At 49.6% G+C, this 19,084-nt stretch carries 18 protein-coding genes; 14 read left to right on the top strand and 4 right to left on the bottom strand.

Annotated elements, in window-relative coordinates; genetic code table 11:
* Positions 1–35 precede the first annotated feature (35 nt).
* Positions 36–506 carry a hypothetical protein gene (locus WC421_06665; protein MFA5161912.1) on the bottom strand — a complete coding sequence of 157 codons (471 nt, stop codon included), beginning with the start codon at positions 504–506 and terminating at the stop codon, positions 36–38.
* Positions 507–676: 170 nt separating this feature from the next.
* Here WC421_06665 and WC421_06660 point away from each other — a divergent pair, with 170 nt between their 5' ends.
* The 6 genes from WC421_06660 to WC421_06635 all read left to right on the top strand — a co-directional run bounded on the left by WC421_06660 (position 677) and on the right by WC421_06635 (position 5,785).
* Positions 677–931, top strand: a complete 255-nt coding sequence (locus WC421_06660; GenBank protein ID MFA5161911.1) for a hypothetical protein — start codon at positions 677–679, stop codon at positions 929–931.
* The gene (locus WC421_06655; GenBank protein MFA5161910.1) at positions 928–1,197 is read left to right on the top strand and encodes a hypothetical protein; all 270 of its coding nucleotides are present in this window, start codon (positions 928–930) and stop codon (positions 1,195–1,197) included. Before WC421_06660 ends, WC421_06655 begins: the two co-directional genes overlap by 4 nt.
* Before the next feature lie 10 nt (positions 1,198–1,207).
* Positions 1,208–1,570 carry a hypothetical protein gene (locus WC421_06650; GenBank protein MFA5161909.1) on the top strand — a complete coding sequence of 121 codons (363 nt, stop codon included), beginning with the start codon at positions 1,208–1,210 and terminating at the stop codon, positions 1,568–1,570.
* A 136-nt stretch (positions 1,571–1,706) separates the two neighbouring features.
* Positions 1,707–2,303 carry a hypothetical protein gene (locus tag WC421_06645; protein MFA5161908.1) on the top strand — a complete coding sequence of 199 codons (597 nt, stop codon included), beginning with the start codon at positions 1,707–1,709 and terminating at the stop codon, positions 2,301–2,303.
* Between the two features lie 4 nt (positions 2,304–2,307).
* Positions 2,308–3,705: a hypothetical protein gene (locus WC421_06640; protein MFA5161907.1), complete on the top strand. Its 1,398-nt coding sequence runs from the start codon at positions 2,308–2,310 to the stop codon at positions 3,703–3,705.
* Positions 3,689–5,785, top strand: a complete 2,097-nt coding sequence (locus WC421_06635; protein ID MFA5161906.1) for a HAMP domain-containing sensor histidine kinase — start codon at positions 3,689–3,691, stop codon at positions 5,783–5,785. Before WC421_06640 ends, WC421_06635 begins: the two co-directional genes overlap by 17 nt.
* A 281-nt stretch (positions 5,786–6,066) precedes the next feature.
* Here the strand turns inward: WC421_06635 and WC421_06630 are convergent, their stop codons facing one another.
* Together WC421_06630 and WC421_06625 are read right to left on the bottom strand one after the other, a co-directional pair.
* The gene (locus WC421_06630; GenBank protein ID MFA5161905.1) at positions 6,067–6,249 is read right to left on the bottom strand and encodes a hypothetical protein; all 183 of its coding nucleotides are present in this window, start codon (positions 6,247–6,249) and stop codon (positions 6,067–6,069) included.
* 1 nt (position 6,250) lies between these two features.
* Positions 6,251–7,588 carry a sigma 54-interacting transcriptional regulator gene (locus tag WC421_06625; GenBank protein ID MFA5161904.1) on the bottom strand — a complete coding sequence of 446 codons (1,338 nt, stop codon included), beginning with the start codon at positions 7,586–7,588 and terminating at the stop codon, positions 6,251–6,253.
* Positions 7,589–7,916: 328 nt separating this feature from the next.
* On the opposite strand from WC421_06625, the gene WC421_06620 reads away from it, so the two are divergent.
* From WC421_06620 to WC421_06585, 8 genes are all read left to right on the top strand, one after another.
* Positions 7,917–8,648, top strand: a complete 732-nt coding sequence (locus WC421_06620; protein MFA5161903.1) for a hypothetical protein — start codon at positions 7,917–7,919, stop codon at positions 8,646–8,648.
* A gap of 80 nt (positions 8,649–8,728) precedes the next feature.
* Positions 8,729–9,607 carry a hypothetical protein gene (locus WC421_06615; GenBank protein MFA5161902.1) on the top strand — a complete coding sequence of 293 codons (879 nt, stop codon included), beginning with the start codon at positions 8,729–8,731 and terminating at the stop codon, positions 9,605–9,607.
* Positions 9,604–10,218, top strand: a complete 615-nt coding sequence (locus tag WC421_06610; GenBank protein ID MFA5161901.1) for a hypothetical protein — start codon at positions 9,604–9,606, stop codon at positions 10,216–10,218. Before WC421_06615 ends, WC421_06610 begins: the two co-directional genes overlap by 4 nt.
* A gap of 356 nt (positions 10,219–10,574) precedes the next feature.
* Positions 10,575–11,510, top strand: coding sequence for an ABC transporter ATP-binding protein (locus WC421_06605; GenBank protein ID MFA5161900.1), 936 nt, complete (start codon positions 10,575–10,577; stop codon positions 11,508–11,510).
* Positions 11,507–13,021 carry a hypothetical protein gene (locus WC421_06600; GenBank protein MFA5161899.1) on the top strand — a complete coding sequence of 505 codons (1,515 nt, stop codon included), beginning with the start codon at positions 11,507–11,509 and terminating at the stop codon, positions 13,019–13,021. The genes WC421_06605 and WC421_06600 overlap by 4 nt, the downstream gene beginning before the upstream one ends.
* A 31-nt stretch (positions 13,022–13,052) precedes the next feature.
* Entirely contained in the window at positions 13,053–14,981 is a 1,929-nt protein-coding gene (locus tag WC421_06595) for a S41 family peptidase (GenBank protein MFA5161898.1), read from the top strand.
* 23 nt (positions 14,982–15,004) lie between these two features.
* Positions 15,005–16,051, top strand: a complete 1,047-nt coding sequence (locus WC421_06590; GenBank protein ID MFA5161897.1) for a hypothetical protein — start codon at positions 15,005–15,007, stop codon at positions 16,049–16,051.
* Positions 16,052–16,249: 198 nt separating this feature from the next.
* On the top strand, positions 16,250–16,762 hold the full coding sequence (locus WC421_06585) for an ORF6N domain-containing protein (GenBank protein MFA5161896.1): 513 nt from the start codon (positions 16,250–16,252) through the stop codon (positions 16,760–16,762).
* A 142-nt stretch (positions 16,763–16,904) separates the two neighbouring features.
* Here WC421_06585 and WC421_06580 read toward each other — a convergent pair whose 3' ends face one another.
* Positions 16,905–18,809: a recombinase family protein gene (locus WC421_06580; protein ID MFA5161895.1), complete on the bottom strand. Its 1,905-nt coding sequence runs from the start codon at positions 18,807–18,809 to the stop codon at positions 16,905–16,907.
* Positions 18,810–19,084: the final 275 nt, after the last annotated feature.

The raw sequence follows: 19,084 nt of genomic DNA, 5'->3' as shown, positions 1-19,084 counted from the left end.
GTCGTCGCTAGGCATATTCACAAGACTCCATGAAATTATCCCTTCGATTGGACGATTTTTACGCGCTTGCTCTCGTCCTTGACGACGCGCCAGCCTTTGCGGGCGTACGTAACCATCCTCGCGCGCACGTTGGCCTCAAGGTTTTTGCCCTGCGCGGCATCGCCCGCCTTGTTGGACAGTTCTATGGCGATATCGCGCACAGTATGCCCGCCGCTGAGCAGGAACGGGTCTATGATGGACGCCAACGACATGCACGCCCCGCTGACAGCGGGTTTTTGTCTCGGCGTGGACTTCTCAATTTTAGACTTCGGCTCGGTAGGTTCGGGTTTATGGACCGCACCGGCACTGCTTTTTATCGGCTTCAGTTCGTAATCCGGCCCGCAGCGAAACACAATTCCGCTGGCCAGCTTCATCACAATTTTGCCATCTTTCTCGCCAGTCATTGTCACTGTCGCGCCCGTTTTGGAGAGGTATTTCTCGCCAATTTTCGCGTCGCGCGCTTTCATAATGTTGCCTCCCGTTTCGGAATTTTGCTTCCCGTCACCACTGAAGGTACAGCTACTTCGCGCGGAAATCAAGACTTTCCTTCGCCTGTTTCTCAGATGGGAAATGGCGTCAAAAAGGCCTTGATGTTCGGCAGAAGTCCTTGTACCCTTCAGGTGAGGAGGGAAACGATATGACGACGAGAACCACGACGGGCAAACAGGCGAAATACTACGTGGCGGCGGTATCAACAACGCTGGCGGGGACGAGGTTTCGCTGCACGATACACCGCACAATCGGCAAGTTTGACACGGCGGACGAAGCACGGGCATTTGCCGAGGCGCAAGTCCGCCGCCCCGAAGTCCGCAACGCCAAAAGCCGCATACGGTTTATAATCCGGCACAACGGCAAAACAATCGCGCAGATAAAAGTACAGGAGGCGATATGACCGGCAAAACACTGAAGTCGCGCTATCTGAGCCTCAGGCAAAACGGCTCGGAGATGTACGTGGAAGACGTCGCCCTGACCGGCACGACGGAGGACTATATCCCCGCCGCGCTCCAAAAGCTGGAAATCGTCCGCAAAACCCTGCCGAAGGCGAAATGGAGCATCACGATAGAGGAACAATTCACCGATGGCAACTGGCGAAACAGCAAACGCTATTACACCGTCCGAGACGCCGAAACCGGCAAAATCACACACGCGGAATTTTAACGGAGACGCCATGAAAATCCGATTATCCGTAAACGTGGAAATCAGAATGGGCCAAGGCCCCGAAACCGGCATAAGCCTCGTCGGCTACATGCCCGACGGCACGACATACGCCGAACTGGTCCGCGTATTCGGCAAGCCCCGCCCGTTCGCATTCCCAAGCGGCAAAAGCAAGATTGAATGGGTCGGCAAAATCAACGGGCTGGAATTCAGCATCTACGACTACAAATCCGCCGTCATCCCGGAAAAGAACATGGACTGGCACATCGGCGGCAAAACCGAACTGACGGCAAAACTGTTGCGCGCATATTTCAAATGCAATTCCCGCAGGAATGAGAATACGGGCAAGGTCACGTGCCACACCATACTTACATAAATGAAAACCGAGTCGTGTAAGCCAAGCCGAAATTTTAACGCTGGCTGAATTCAAACTCCGGAATTTGTAGACAGTGAAATGCTACAATTTTTCGCTGCCGCTGATGAGCGGGAATGCGAAAAGGAGGCGATGTTCAATGGTTGTGGTGAAGCTCGCTGGTTGCGGATATAGGAAAACCGATTTACAGAAGGTTGTAGATGTGCAAAGTTCATTGGCAATTTTCAACGAAATTGTAAAAAAGGGCGAGAATATTGCGCCAAAGGGGTTGCTAATATCCGGACACACAATTGAACAATTGGAATCGGATTTGAATCACGGCGGCATGCTATATGCGGTCGAGAAGGATATGCAGTCTTATAATGGGTATCTCCTTTCCACAAACGGTCAGGATTTTGCAAACAAACTTAATGCCCCCGATACCGCTATTGGATGGAGAACGAATGACAAAGAACTCATTTCATCCGCAATGTCTGGACAGTATGATTATCTGGACCAAATAGGCGTTCGTTTTGAGGCACATGGACATGGAGTCGCGGAAGCGTTGCTAAAAAAATATGAGGAAGATAGGAACGGACAATTAATTGTCGTATTGATAATGACGGCCCCTGTTGATAATCTTCGCTCTACGGCTTTTTTCAAAAAACATAATTACCGGATAATCGCTGATGTGAAGTTCAGTAAGTACGGAACAGTGAAAGATTTCTCCGGAATCATTCTGTACAAGGAATTGTGAACCTATGGGCATAGCGGTTATTCTCCTTTACCTTGCCGTCATGTTCTTTATAGCGGCAAAAACCAGAAACACAAGCGACGAGGAGTTTTTCATAGGGACAAGAAATGAATCGGGCGTCGCTGTCGCGCTGACAGAACGCGCAGCGGGGGAGAGCGCGTGGCTTATAGTGGGTCTCACGGGTCTGGCATATTCAATTGGCCTCAAGGCTTTTTGGGTAGTCTTTGGCGAAACGGTATTCTGCGCATGTTCTTGGCTGTTTTTGGCTCCGCTATTCCAAAAACGAATTAATTCTCGAGGCTATGGTTCCATCATTGATTTTCTTGAGAACCGATACGACGACAAATTGAGAATCATCCGTGTTATATCCGCGCTTATTGTCATATTGTTGGTCCCGACTTATTTTTCCGCCCAGCTTTCCGCTGTGAGTAAAGTTTTCCACATGTATTTGGGAACTAATCAAACATTGGGTTGTGCGGTGGTTGGAACAATAATTTGCCTTTACACATTTCTCGGCGGCGCAACGGCCATATTCAAGATCAACTTAATGCAAGCGGGATTGATGTTTGGCGGACTAGTGTTGGTTTTCAGCGTTTTGTTGCATAAAGTGTTGCTTACGGGGAGCGTTCCCGTCCTTTTTTTAACTTCGCTTTGGGGCAGTGGAAGACCATCTGATTTTGCAGACGCCGGTTCTTTTTTTGCGATAGGTTTGGGATTTCTGGGAATTCCTCATCTTTACACCAAATTTTTGTCGCTAAAGCGCACGGAAAATATAAGAAAGATTTCATGGATTCCGATTTTGTTTACGCTTATTTGTGATAGTTTGGCCGTGTTTATAGGCATAATGGGGAAAGCTATTTATCCGAATCTTTTGAATCCTGAATCCATTTTTATGCATGTTTCAATGGGATTGCCTTCCGTCTTAACGGGATTGCTGGTCTGCTCCATTCTTGCGGCGGCTCTTTCCACCGCCGATACACTTTTGCTTTTTGTAACGCAAGTAATCGTTAAAGACACTGTTCAAAAGCTTATTTCAGGGAATCAAACCCCGCAAACAGCGATTCGTTTTTCCAAAATGACCATGATAGTTATCACCGCGATGGCTATACTGACAGGTATAGGAGATAATCGTTTTGTGTTTTGGATGGTTCTGCTCGCATGGTCTACTCTTGCCTCATCATTCAATCCGCTAATTATTATGGGGCTGACCAACAGACGTATCTCGGCAAACATCGCCATAGCGGGCCTGGTTTCGGGTGCACTTTCATCAATTCTCTGGAATATTTTCTTTGCCGCCAGAACCGGTATTTACGAGATGATAATAGGCTTTTTAATCAGTTTTGCCGTAATGGGCATTCTCATAAAGACGCATCACGGGAATAGAGCTGATGAAACTTTACAATAAACTTTTGGCCACGTTAGTTCTTGCATCGCTTATTCCGGTGATGGTCATCGTTTTCACCGTTAATCTGTTAAACAGAAAATACTTGAACAATGCGCTAAACGAGAAGCTGGATCAATACTCTAATGGTTTAGTGCCGCCAAGAACAACAGGCATCACTTTCGACACGGCGAGCGGAAATATTATTTCAGAATCACCCGCCTCGATAAGTAAACAAGCGCTCAAAAGTATTGCGTTGAATCTCCACGAGATTAACAGAAGCACTCTCAGAGCCGAATTTAACGGAGTTGAGCATGTCGGAGCGTGTTTTGTTAAAGAAGCGAGCATTGCCCAATGTGTTTTTGTTCCACAAAATGACGTTGAAAAAAATGCTGACAGTATCACAAATTGGATAATTTTAGCTTCGTTATTTTCAGGTTTTGTATCCGTTTTTTTGATTGTCTATCTGACAAGGTTTGTAACGCAGCCGCTGGAAGCTCTCATAGATTATATTTCCTCAATGAAACCTTCCGACGATTTCCGTTTTCAACCTACAACAACCATGGAAATAAACACTCTGGTGGACAAGCTGGCCATCTATCACTCCAGATTAGAGGAGTATCAGAAAATAATTGCGGCCCACGCAAAAGAAACCGCGATTGCGGAGACCGCCGCGCAGGTGGCGCATGATATACGGTCGCCGCTGGCGGCTTTGGATATGGCGGTTAAGGGATCGGCGCATATTCCGGAGGATGAGCGTATAATCATACGCGCCGCGTCCTCGCGCATACATGACATCGCCAACAATCTCATCGAACAGAACCGCGCCATGAAAAGTCCGGACGGGCAAATCGGCGAGGCGGATTCATCATCGGCGGAGTCGCCTTCCGCGCAGCTTTTGTCGAGTTTGATTGAGCCGCTTATTACCGAGAAGCGGTTGCAGTTCCGGTCCAAAATCGGGATTGAGATTGACGGCGGGGTGGACACTGCCTCTTACGGTTTATTCGCAAGCGTTCAGCCGACGGAGTTCAAGCGTCTGATTTCCAATTTGATCAACAACGCTGTTGAAGTGTTGGATGACAAGGGGCGGGTGTCGGTTCGGCTGGCGCAATCGGGCGGCAAAATATCCGTGAGCGTGTCTGATAACGGCAAGGGCATACCGCCGGGAATTCTCGCAAAGTTGGGACAGCGCGGCGAAACTCATGGCAAGAAGGGCGGCTCCGGGCTTGGGATTTTCCATGCAAAGCAATCGGCTGAAGGCTGGGGCGGCGGGTTGGAAATAGCGTCTGAAATCGGCAAGGGGACAACTGTAACCGTAACGTTGCCTCTGGCTCCGCCGCCGGATTGGTTTGTGTCCGTGCTTACGCTTTCCACTCAATCCGCCGTCGTGATTCTTGATGACGATGCCAGCATTCATCAAATTTGGAAAGGGCGGCTGGAATCGGCGCAAGCCCGCGCGAATGGAATCGAGGAATTTCATTTCAGCACGCCGGACGAGATTCGCGCATTTGTCAAAACCAATCCGAAAGCTGGCAATGCGGCGTATCTGTTTGACTATGAATTGCTTGGCTTTGCGGAAACCGGATTGAGTCTTGCCGATGAACTCGGTTTGGGTTCGCAGGTTACTTTGGTAACCAGCCGCTACGACGAGCCGCGCATTATGGAAGAATGCGCCCGTCTCAAAATCCGGCTGATTCCAAAGGGGTTGTCCGCCCTTGTCCCGATTTCAATAGTGGCAACTGAGCAAAAACCCGTTATGCCAGAAACGCAATCTGCCACTGCCGTCGGGAAAACCGCTGTTTTGGTTGACGACGACCCGCTTGTCCACATGACTTGGAAAATGGCGGCGAAAGCCAACGGGATAACTCTGAAGACTTACAAAAATCCTGACGGGCTAATGGCCGACTACGCTATGTTGGATTTGGCTATTCCGATTTACATTGATTCCGAACTCGGCGACAATGTTAAAGGCGAGGACATCGCCCAAACCCTGCACGATAAAGGTTTTACAAACCTGTTCATGGAAACCGGCCATCCGCCGGATAAATTCGCGCGCCTGACCTTCCTAAAAAACGTGCAAAGCAAAGAACCGCCGTGGCAATAGCCTGAATCCCCCCCTGCGGAAAACTTCCTGGCATAGAAATTGCCCTAGTGCATATGCGGAGGCAAAACCATTCTCAAGTCATGGTTTTGCGAACCGCATTACACACAGGAGGCTTGGATTATGTTTGGCAAAAACCATATAGCGGCGCGGTTGGCGGGGAAATTGGTGAACTTTGGACGCGCGGTTGTCGCGGTGGTTTCCGCAGCTTGCGCCGCCGATCAGGCGAAACCCGCTCCGGCAAAAGTTGTGTGGCTGAAGGAACGGTTCTGACCGGAACACGATTACGCGCTGAGTATCTTTTCCAGTTCCGCCAGATAGCGCTGAATATCCTGCGCCGCCTCGCGCATAAGCGCGATCATCTCGCGCTTTTCTTCCGGCGGGCAGTCCCTCAACAATCTCACCGCGCTTTTTAGGCTTGCGGCTTTGGATTCCAATCCGTGATATATGTCAGTCGTTCCGGCCATATCATTTGCCCCCGTATTTCCTGAGCATGGAATACAACAGCCGCGTGGCGATTTTCAAATCGCCGCGCGTCCGCACCTTTTTGCCTTTGTTCTCGTCTAAATTCCGCTTTATGGCCTCGTATGCGAAGCGGTCCAGCGCCTCATTCAGCCCGTGTTTGAGCGCAAAATCATATTGCTGCTGCGTCAGAAAATCGCCGGCGGGCTGCTGCGTTTCGCTCACGACCTGCTTTATGTGCCGGTGCGCGGTTTCTTTTGTTATCCTGCCTTCGCCGCCCGCCGAGACAAGCTCTACAAACCGCTTCACCTCGCGCGTGTTGCCCGGCCAGTTATGCCGGAGCAGATACTGCTTCGCATCGTCGTCAAAAGCCAATCGCTTGCCGGTTTTGCAGAATGCGTTTATCAACGGGAAAACATCGCATTTCCGCTGCTCAAGCGGTTTCAACGTAATCGTCATTCCATGCACGCGCTGGAAGAAATCAAAGCGCAGCTTTTTCTGCGCCAGCAATTGCTGCATATCCTCCAATGTCGCGCTGATTACGCGGAAATCCGAGTATTCCGGCCTGTCCGAGCCGACGGGGTAAAAACATTTCTCCTCAATGGCCTTGAGAAGCTTGGTCTGCATGGACTGGCTCATCGCGCCGATTTCGTCCAGGAACAATGTGCCTTTGTCGGCCTGCAGCAGCCTGCCTTTGCGGTTGTCATGCGCGCCGGTGAACGCGCCTTTTTTGTAGCCGAACAGTTCGGCTTCCAGCAAATCCTCGCTGTAAGCCGAGCAGTTGATTGCGACAAAATCGCCCTGTCTGCCGGAATTATCGTGGATGATTTTCGCCAGTGTGGTTTTGCCGGTTCCCGACGGGCCGAGCAGCAGAATCGGCAAAGCGGCGGGCGCGTATTTGAGCGCTTCGATTATCATAGAGCGGGTGGACGGGTCGTCGGTGATAAATCCGGATGAAAAAATATCCTGCGCGCTGCCCGCGCCTCCGCGCAGATACCGCGCGATAACGGCGGCGATATTAGAGTCCTCGTTGCCTTTCACATAAAAATCGCGGCAGCCCAGCGCGTAGGCCCGGTTGATGGTTTCCTCGGTCTCGCAACTGGACATCACGACGGGATAAGCGCCTTTTTCAACAGCGGCGGGAATAAGTTTCAGCCCGGAGTAATTGTCATTTTTGCCGAGCAGCAAATCAAAAAAGCAGATGTCATAATGTCCGGCGTTGAGTTTGCGCAAAGCGGAACGGTAATCATCGGCGACATCCACTTCCTGCCCCGCAAGGCTTTTGAGCATGACTTTCTGCTCAAGCTTGTCGTCGTCAACCACCAGTATTTTGAGCGTGTTCATAAAGTCCCCCCAAGCCGGCGACCGCCAACCTCAAAGTATTTCAAATGAAATAAACCCAACCCCACATTCGTATTGTAGCATATTCCCAAAACGCTACAGATGTTTCATGTGCAACAGGATTTTAATAATATTCATTGCGCGCAAAAACCGAGAAACTGCCATTCCCCGGCGTGAATTGCAAAATTAACCGCGCATTCCGCAGTATGGCACAAAAATTGCTTCTGCAATTGTGTCGGACAAAGAGCCCCGCCGAATACTGAAAGGGATTTTCGGCGCATACGAGACAGGACCTCGTACCATGAAACAGAATCAGGGAGAAGGAATAAGTATGAAAAAAGTCACAAATGCTATACTGGGCTGTTCTATGACCGCATTGTTTATAGGCGTCAGCCACGCTGAAAACCAAAGCAGGGCTTTCAATCAAGTCACTGCCTATGCAAGGGCTAATGCTCAGGCGGTTCTAGCCGCCATCCCGGCGGCAGATGAACCGGCGGTTGCGTCGGTTGCGGTGTCCGAGAAACCAAATGCTTCAAATAAAGCGGCAAGACGCCTTGCAACCCTTAAAAATTTGCTAAAAGGCATCCCGGCGCAAGACCGCGCGGAGTTCCTCAACGGGCTTATCATGGAGGACGGGCATCTTGTAACGCCGGATGTGGCTCCCCTCAAGCGAACGATGGAAGATAAACAGATTTTCGCCATCCTTCAATCGCTCAAACCGACGGAAAGCGTAAAACTTAATGCGGCTAAACTGCCTATCCGCATAGCCGACGCGCTAAAAGATGTGCCGGAAGAGGTGCGCGATGAATTCATTGAAAACCTGACCTTCAAAGGCGACGCCATTGTTTCCTATTCCGTTGTCGGATTGAGAAAACTGATGAATGATGACGCCGCTATAGACGCAATGGTGAGACCGCTCCTGCAACTCAATGGCACAACGCCGGCGCATGATTCCAAAATGTTATGCGGCGACGGCGTATGCTTTGAAGCCGCCTGTTATGGCGACTATCATCATAATTCATGCCATGACTGGCCCGGGCAACGTTGCGTTGCTCCCTGTTAGATACGCTGTTTCTGCCGGGGGGGCGTTTTGAAAACGCCTCCCCGAAGGAGTTGTCTCACGTGAACGCAAAAATCGGAATTGTGCCTGCCATTGCCCTGATTGCGGCGTTTTCCGGCTGCGCGGGACCGGAGAGCCGCGTAAACAAAACCAGCGGGGCGATAATTGGCATGAACACGCCCGTTGACTATAATCCCGCCAAAATGGCGGATTTGGCGTCCCGATACAAGTCTGCGGATTTTACCGCGGATCGTCTGCAAACCTATTCAGACAGGACCTTAACCATTCTTTTCGAAGCCCTCAACGATGGCGCTTTTCATTTGCGGGACAATGCCGCTCTTGTCAAAATGCAGGAGTGTGTTCTTGCCGAAAAAATCCGCCGCGGCAAATTCCTTGACCATGATATAAGGGACATGATTGTGGGCTATGTCAGACAACGCTCGTTTGACAAAGCTGCGGCGCTCAAGAATCGTTTCCCCGAATTCAAGCTGCCCTGCGTCCCGGAAATCATTCCGTCAACGGCGCCCGCAGCGGGATTATGGCGCGTTTACGATGTGTCCGACGGCGGGAAAAAAGTTCAAATCAAAACCCTGCCGCTGGAGAATGGTCCCATAATAGTGATGGCCATGCTTACTGGATGCTCCGTCGGAGAAAAAGCCATGTCCGAACTGCTGGCGGACCCGGAACTGGGACCTGCGTTTCGCAAATACGGCATAATCATAACCGACAAATTCGATTCAGTCGGCGTGGCGATGTGGCGTGACTATTTCAAGTTCCCGGAGGTCTATCTCACCGCCGGCAAAAAGTATTTCCCCGGTTTTACGTTGGATTCTTCGCCTTATTTCCATTTCATCCGCGATGGAAAAATAGTGACCCGCATGGATGGCTGGGGCAATGACGGCAAAGAGGATTTCCGCAAAAACCTGCATGCTTTTCTGCCGCCGGAAGCTGAGGCAAAATGAAAACGACTCTCGCAATACTGGCTGTTTTCCTGACAAGCGTCTGCGGCATATCCGCTTCGGACAGCGGCAAGACATTCCCGTTTATGGTTATGAAGGATGTCCTCAAAGACATTCCGCCTCAGGACAGGCGGGAATTTGTCGGAAATCTATGGATTGAAGACGGGCGCATTGTTACCCTGGGCACGGCGGAACTGAAGCGAACGCAAAGCATGGACGCGGTTGACGATATAATCCGCACAATCGCCCAAACCCCTTTGGACAGACCAATGCCGCCCAAGCGCCGTTTTGATATTATAGCCCTAAATAAACTGGTTAAAGACGTGCCGGAAAAATTGCAGCCGGAATTTCTGGACAATCTGATGGTGAAGAATTGCACGCTTGTATCCGCCTATATCGGCGGACTGCGCAAGAAAATGAAGGAAACCAAAATCAAAGAGGTGCTGAAAGCGATTTTCCCGCTAAGCGACAATGCTTCCGCGCCGGGGGATAAAATCAGGTGTTCGGAAGGCATCTGTTACGACGCTGTTTGCGCCGCAAACCCTCCCGCTTCCGGTCCGCCTTATGCGGCCAAACCCGGCTGGGTTTGTTCGGCGAGCTGTGGAATCTATTGAACAACCGATAGGTTTCCGGGTATCGCAATAAAATCCATAAAAATCGGCCTGTTGTCCGCGATGAGCAAATCGGATTTCGCAAAATCGCAGGGTGAGGTTGAGCAATTACACCTGTTTGCACTTTTGTCATCCACCGCCTGCACCGCAGCTTTTGAGCATGTTCATGAAGTCCCACCCCAAGCCGACGATTGCCAACCCCAAGGTGTTTCAAATGAGATAAAATCAACCCCGCATCCGTATTGTTGCATATTCCCAAAACGCTACAGGTGTTTCATGCGCAAGAGAACTGATACTATGGTAAAGTAGCAACAGCGGAAACGTCGCAGAATAACAGAATATAGACACAGGATGTGGGTATGATTAAAGCGCTGGAAGTGGCAAATCTTACAAAAAAATATACGCCGCAGGCCGGGGTGGAAAACCTGAGTTTTTCCATAGCCTCCGGCGAAGTGCTGGCCTATATCGGACATAACGGCGCAGGAAAAACCACTACCATCAGGACTCTGCTTGGTTTGCTTAAAAGCGACAGCGGCGAGATAAAATACTTTGGCAAAAGATATGACACTTATGCGGGAGATTTTGATGCTTTGCGCGGACAACTGGGCGTATGCCTGGACAATCCGGGGTTTTATCCCAATTTGTCCGCGTTGAAAAATCTTGCTTTATTCGGGGAATTGTATGGCGTCTGCGGCGCTGAGTTCTCTTCCCGCGCCGAAGAACTGCTCAAGAAAATGGCCCTCCATCATGTCAGAAATGATAGGGTGCAAACATTCTCCAAGGGCATGCGCCAGAAACTGGCCCTTGTTCGCGCGATGCTGCATAAGCCAAAACTCATTTTTCTGGACGAGCCGATGACAGGATTGGACCCCGCCGCGCGTGTTTTAATGCGCGAGACGGTGCGCGAATTGGCAAAAGAACAGGGCGTCTCATTCTTTCTGGCATCGCATGACCTTAACGAGGTGGAACAGCTTGCCGATAATATAATTATCCTGGAAAAGGGCCGGATAAAACAAAAAGGGACTTTGGCGGAATTGCAGAATGCCCGTTCCGTGTTTAGTTATACACTGGTGCCGGATAAGCCGGTATCGCCGGAAGTTCTTGAAAAACTGCGTTCCGTCCTCGCGTGCGCTGTCTCCGAGACAGATGCCAGCAGAATAAATCTCTCCGCCACAACGCCGGTGAAATTGGCGCGCGTAGTTGCTGAATTTGCCAAGGAAAACATTGAGATACTTGAGTTCCATAGCGCGATGAATCTTGAGCAGATATATTTTGAATCCTTGAGGCGTGAATGATTAACCGAGCTTTGCTGAAAAGCGAGTTGGAGGAACTTTTCGCTAATCCGGTTAGTTGGTTTCAGGCGATTGGGTTTCATGCCGCGATGTTTATTGCTCTTTCATTTTTGGTGTTGATTGGCGCGGGCAAAAAACAGGATTTCTGGAATTCTTACGTATTGTTTAGCGGCACAGCTTTCTGGCTGATGATGACCATTGTCTCGGCTTCCTATATTTTCACAAAACCTAAAATCAGCAGGACGATGGATGCTCTGCTTGTCTCGCCAATGCCGGTTGCGGAATTTATGAACACCGGCATACTGGCTTGCGCGCTGTTTAATACTGTGAACCTTGTTATGCATTTTCTTATCGCTATGCGCTATATGCATCTCCCCATGGCAATGCAAACAGGATTGGCCTTGGCGGGTTGTTTTTCTCTTGGCATGGCGCTGTTGTTTGTGCTGGCAAGGCTGGCTTTAAATATGGATAGCGGGGAGCAGCTAAACGGTTACATCGCCCTATGCATCATGGCGCTGATAATTTTTCTGGCGTTATGCAACACGCTGAGGGTAGATATGCGGATTTCCGCGCCGCAATTGGCGGCGCTATCCGTGATTTTGTTGGCAGTTTTCATTGCGTCATTCAAATTTGCAAGCCGAAAAATTGAGAAAGAAGAAATTGTTAGGGAAGACAAGGGAACTGCCCGGATGTCAAAGGCCAGCGCATATTGTCGTCGCAATTTGTCCGCATTTGCTGAAAACCCCGCAGTTAAATTGTGGCAAGCGCTTTTTCCCCGGAATGCATTGCGAACTAACGACTCCGCAAAATACGGGAGAAACAATTTTCTTTTCTTTATGCGGCAAGCTTCGTTCGCCACGCTTAAAATACCGTTTATCTATGTTGTGGCAGCATTGCCGGTATGGCCGGCAATATGGCTGACAGATTTGCATGCTGAAGAAATGAGCGCGGCCAGTCTCGCCCTTGATTTTGCCGGGATGATGCCCGGCTTATTGACATTATTATTGCTGATTTCCATATATCAATGCGCTACGCAGATATTTACCGAGGACAAGAGGAATAACATAGTGTCTGAATTTTTATGTTCTCCGGCCACCGGACATCAGTTGGTTTTGGGCAAGGCGCTGGGCATTGCGATAGCGGTGTTTGCCGTAACAATTGCAATTGTATTTGCCGAACTAGCCGTCTTAAAACCTGTTTTTTTTGCGATGTTTATTAATGCCGCCGGCTTTCTTATGCTGGCGCGGCTGTCGGTATTGACGATTATATTTTCGCTTTTTTTCACACTCTGCGTCTTGGCGGTTAAGGACCGGCGATTTGCCAACATCGCGCTATTGGGCGTTCCCTTCCTTCAGTGGGCGATAGCAAAAGCGGCAAATCTTGCGCATTCGCCGGACATGCTCCGGCGATATTCTGTTGAATACGGGATTATGATTTGCATCTGGCTGGCCCTGTATGTTTTATATCTGTCCAAGCGACGGATTCTGGAAGCGGAAAGCGCGCTCCACATATAGAATATGACACGAAACAATCAGAGGAGACATTATGGATAAACTTGTAATAGGACTGGCAATTTTTGCGGTTTCCGCAACAGCGCATGCCGAAGTGTTGCGAATCAATGATACAGACAAAAACATATTCCGTGTGATATACGAGCTTTCCGCAGATTCCGCTAAGGATAAAACTGCGGCCTATATAAGCTCCTTGTGGAAAGAGAATTGGCCCAAAGCGGAACTTGTCGCCGGAGAAACGGCGCACACCTCCATGATTCAGGAGAGAAGCCGTAATAATTTCGTGCTTTATTCGGTGTTCGGCGAAAAATCACAGTTTCTTAATCAGATGGGCGATTCTTTGAATCTGCATGTATACAGTTCCAGCGTTTCGATCGGCGGGGAGATTTATCAATGCGCCAACCCGCGTCTGATTTTTGCATGGAAAGAGGAAATGTACAACGGTTATGCGACGGTGTACGCCGCAAAATCCAATGCGCAATTAATTGGCATGGATAAATTGCCGCAGGAAAATAATTATTCATATCTACTCTTCGACGGCGACAAACTGATGATGCGGGGTTCTTACGACGACTTATACAATTTCTCAAAAAACGCTGTCTCCGTGTCCGAAGCTGGCGAGGATATGAACCAGTTTTTCAGCGATTTGGAAAGCATTCATCCAAATCTGCTGGCCAATATCTCAGCCGATAACTATTTGAAGCTGAAGCGCCAAACCGCTGACGAAATAGCGAAAAAGGGCGGGGGTACCGGAACTATAAGCGTGAAAGACCTGGCATACATTCTTTATTACGCCGCCGCGCAATTCAAGGACGGTCACACGTCGCTGCAGGCATTGGGCATGTTCGGTTCAGCGGAAAAATTGGCGGGAGGCGAAAAAATATTCCCGCCGTTTGTAACCCGGTTTGTCAACGGTAAATTTATGGTTTCCGAAGCTGCGGACAAAACAATAACAGGCCGCGCGCTGGTTGCCGTCAATAATATTCCTTTCGCTGGATTTATAACGCCAATTCTGGACCGTTGTTCGGCTGAAACCCTGTCTTTTCGCGCCAGCCGTTTTCAGGATGCCCAGGATTTTTGGTGGGCATTTTCGCGATTGTTGGCCGATACGAATGAGTTTGAAATAACGGTGGATAACGCGGATGGCAAACTCATCAAAAAGACGGCGCATACAATTGACGCGAAAGCTTTTGGATTGCTGTATTCGGCTTCACGCAATCCATCTGATCATTCCAATACCCGCGTGGAATTTCTGGACGGCGGGAAAATAGCGCATTTCATATACCCGTCATTTGACTATACTGACGCGGAAATGCAAACCATAGACCGCATATTCCGGGATATAAAGAACAACGGCTCGAAAGAATTGATTATTGACATTCGCAACAACGGCGGCGGCAGTTCTGACATGGGAATATTTATTCTCAAATACATATCACCTGAAAAATTGCGCGCGTTTTCCGGCGCGCAAGTGAAAATATCGCAACAAGCTATAGAGCAGTATGGGTATTACGGGAAATACAAGCAAATGATCGGCCTGGTTACTGACAGCAAGAATGACAACGACGACGAGGAAAGCGGGGTCTCCCCCAAAATTCCCGATGCGTTTTTCAAAGGGAAGACATATCTTTTAATAGACAACGGGACATTTTCATCCGCCACTGATTTCGCAACAATTTTTCGCGATTACTCGCTGGGGGATATAATTGGCTACGAAACCGGCGGCGTGGCCGCGTCTTTCGGGGATGTTATATCCCGGAGGCTTAACAATAGTTGGATACGTTTTGGTGTTTCATACAAAAAATTCTATCCTCCAAAACCCAGACCTGGCGATGACACACATGGCGTATTGCCTGACATTCCAGTAACGGATAAAATTTTAGGTGAATTCAAGTCCAGCAGCGATCCCGTGTTGGATTTTACAATTCAGTTGCTTAAAACCCGCAGAATGGCTCATAAATAGCGCCGTGGAATACGGGATTTCTTATGGATATTTCAATACGCGCTTCAGGAAAATCATACACACGGACTTTACAGGGCATAAAGATCAGCAGCTTGATGAGGCTTTCGGAGGCAAAGTTTGCCGCCGTTCTGGCCGAGGTTGAAAACTCCCGACTGTTTTCGCTTTTGAAAACAGCAGGGATTATCCGCCTGTCGGAATTCCCGCGCGCGCGGTTTGCGACGAAGCAATTCGCCGGGTATGACGTGAAACGTTCCGTCAGCGGGATTGGCGGATTGATAGATGGCAACGGCGATTTGGTTAAGCTTATCCAGCGTGTGGGACAGGAAAAGTTCGAGACTTGGTTTTTGAAATCCGAGGCATCCGAAGTTGCAGTTGTCGAGGAATGCGATTTGACGTTGGACGAAATCCGCAAACTACGCGACTTTGTGGATAAGGTTTATATCCAGTCCGAGTTTGAGCGACCCGGCAACGAGCCATCAGCACAACCGGAACAAGTCTTGAGCGTGGTCGCCGGTATCAGCATTGAAAACGGCAAACCCGTCCTGTCATTTTTCCACCGCGAAATCTGGAAAGGGCAATATGCGGTGAACCAACAAAAGCTAGCTGAATATTTACATGCGGTGTCCGCAGATGAAGCCGATAAGGCAAAATCCATCATCAGTAGGCTGGAATTTCTAGAGCGGCGTAAAACCACGCTTTACCGCCTTTTGGAAATCTTGCTTAAAGAGCAGGAAGCCTATCTCGTTTCCGGCGAGCCGTCAAAACGCAAGCCGCTGACGCAGCGCGAATTATCCCGCGAAATAGGCGTTGACGCCAGCGTGCTGAACCGCCTGGTTTCCAATAAGTCCGTGCAACTGGCGTGGGGATTGGAAGCCCCGCTTTCCGCGCTTATCCCCAGCGCCAAACAGGTAAACCGGGAATTGCTTTACCAAATCATTGAGGCAACCCCCGATTGTACCGACGAGCAGTTACGCAAGGAAATGGAATCCCGCCATAACGTAAAACTTTCCCGCCGCTCCATCGCCCAATACCGCAAAGAATTGTTCCCCGCAAAACGCCGCAAATCATAAATAGGTTTCTCATGCTCAAAACGGTGATAATCCCGTCATTCAAGAACGTGGGATTTTAACTTTTGCGATGGGGTATGCATTTGTGGGCAAATTGAATGCGTCGTCTGTTTCCTCAAGCAGCTTTTCGCGTTGGCGATATGGTCGGTTTAGATGAATCCGGTCTGAGGCCAAGCCGAGTTTTTTAGGTGTAATATAGCCATGAAAGCGCTGATTTCTCTTGAGCCTGTAGAACAGCGGATTTATCTGATTCGCGGGCATAGGGTTATTTTAGATTTTGATTTGGCAGCGCTTTACGACGTGGAAACAAAGGCTCTCAAACGAGTTGTCAGACGGAACATCAGCCGCTTTCCATCAGATTTCATGTTCCAGTTATCCTCTAGGGAATTGCAAAACTTGAGGTGCCAAATTGGCACCTCAAAATGGGGTGGGCAGAGATATTTGCCATTCGCTTTTACCGAACAGGGCGTTGCCATGTTGTCCGGGGTGATCAATAGCAACCGTGCGGTGCAGGTTAATATCGCGATTATGCGAACTTTTGTGAAGCTGCGGGAAACGCTGGCATTGCATAAGGAACTTGCCAAAAAATTTCAGGAACTGGAACGGAAAATTGTTCACCATGACGAGCAAATCCAGTCCATATTTGAAGCCATCAGGCAACTGATGTCGCCTCCCGACAAGGACAGCAAAAAAGTTATCGGATTCCAGCCCTAAAACTACGAAATAGCCAGTGGTAACCCGCCGTTCAAGAACGATGGGATTTGAACTTTGTTGCGCATGGCCGGTTACCGGCACGCCAATGGATTTCATCAATAGCGCAGGTGGGGAAAGGCGATGAGCGGGCAGATCTTTGTGTTCAAAAAGCCGGTAGGTATCCCGTCGTTCTGTAAGACGGCGGGATTTGAACTTTTGCGATGGAGTATGCGTTTACTGGCAAATTGAATGCGTCGTCTGTTTCCTCAAGCAGCTTTTCGCCGTTGGCGATGTGGACGGTTTGGATGTCGCAAAGCAGGCTGAATGCAGGTGTGAATGGCGTTTCGCTATAGGGGAAATGTTGTTTTGTGTCGTCGGAAGCGAATGGATTTTTGGTGTTTGCGTCGTGCCAGCCCCGCCACTCTTGACCAAATTCTGCTACCGAACTTCGGTGGCAGTTTTTGTTTAGAGTGGTTTTTGCCCCCTGTTGTCCAATAAGACGACCTCCGCCAAATACTACCCGCTTATCCAATGCTTTTTCTAAAACTCCGACGGGAAGCTCGTGCAACCGCACCTCAATCTGGCTGTTGGATACGATAACCTGCTCCACCATCAGCCGGATAATTTGCACCTTCATTTCCACCGGAATCCGGTTTATGAATAATGCGAAGCGTTTGAACACGCCTTGCACTGCGTCCACATCGTAAACTGCCTGCTTCCGATGGGCAATTATGGCTTCCAACTGCGCGATTCTGGCGGTAATTTCCGTTTTTGCGGCTTCCAGCTTCGACAACTCCTCCGCCGCTTCTTTTGACGCGCCGCCGGACTTAACAACGCTTAAAAGGGCCTGAATTTGTTTTTCAAGTCGTTGATACTGTTCGTGCAACTGCCGTTTCTCGGCTTCAAACGGGCCGATGCTCTGCTTCGCCAGCTTCTGCGCCTTGGTCAGTACCTTCTCCAGAAACAGCCTGTCCCAGCCCAATGCCGCCAGCTTCTCAACGATAAACTCTTCCAGCTTACGCGCCCCGATGCTCGTAAACGCGCATTTCTTACCTTGTCCGGTATTCTGCTCAAGACAACGATAATACAGATAAACCTTGCCCTTCTTGGGCCGGACATACGGCGTTATCGCGTTGCCGCATTCGCCGCAGCGTATCAGCCCTTTAAGCAGGAAGCCGTATTTGTTGGCGGCATAATGCACTTCGCCCCCGCGATGGTTCCTTGAAGCCAGCAATTGCTGAACCTGCTCAAATACCGCAGGTTCTATAATCGGCGTGTGCTGTCCGGGGAACTCTTGTTTGGTGCGCTCGTTGCGGACAAAGCCTATATAAACCTTGCGCTGAAGCACCCGCAACACGCTGTCCATGTCAAAAGGCTGTCCGCCATAGGGCTTACCCTTTTGCGTCATGTATGTCTTGCGCCGGAAACCTAGCCGGTTTAGTTCTTCGGCTACTTTTATGGTGGACTGGTGTTGCAGATAAAGCCCGACAATGCGCCGGACAAGCTCGGCCTCCTTTTCGTTGATAACCAGTAGCTTGTCTTTGCTGTCATAGCCTAAAGGCGGCAAGCCACCGCACCATAATCCCTTCTTGGCTCGTGATAAATGGAAATCTTTGGAACGCTCTTGGTCCAACTCGCGGTCATACTGGGCGAATTGCACCATAATCGCCGTCATAAGCCGTCCCTGCGGACTTTTGGTGTCTATGCTTTCTGTCGCCGATATGAACGCCACATTGTGCTTTTCAAAAAGCTCCAGCAGATAGTGGAAATCCTTGCTGTTGCGCGTCAGCCGGTCCAGTTTGTATACGATAATGCCGTCCACCTTGCCTTCGGCTATGCACTTCAAAAGCCGCTTTATCGCGGGTCGTTGCAGGCTTTTGCCGGATTCCGCCGCATCGTCAAACACTTCGGGATACTCCTGCCAGCCGTTAGCCTGCTGGATATTGATATAGCTCCGGCAGCAGGACTTTTGCGAATCCAGTGAGGTGACATTATTGCCAAGATTCTCGTCGTTGGACTTGCGCGTGTAAATAGCTATCAATTTTGTCTTTGTGGCTTCCGCCGTCATAGAATTATCCTCCGCACCTGAATGGTATAGTCTTCGTCTCCGAACATCAAGGCGTATCTGAACCCGCTTCAGGTGGTAGAGAATCCTGGAACTCGCCCAGCAATCCCTGCTCAGCTAGGAATAAAAACACTTCGGCGAAAGCCTTCGCCAAAGCGTCAGCACGTTCTTCCGGGGTTATAGTGATATAAGGAATAGTCTGCATACCATAAACAAACCGGAAAGGCCCAAAAAGTGACCAGCCGCCGTCGGTATGTTGATTTTTTATGCAACATCTG

It is taken from the genome of Elusimicrobiales bacterium (genome assembly GCA_041651175.1).
Taxonomy (GTDB): Bacteria; Elusimicrobiota; Elusimicrobia; order Elusimicrobiales; family Elusimicrobiaceae; genus JAQTYB01.
Note: the sequence above shows the minus strand (reverse complement) of the source record. Positions and strands in the feature narration are given on the sequence as shown.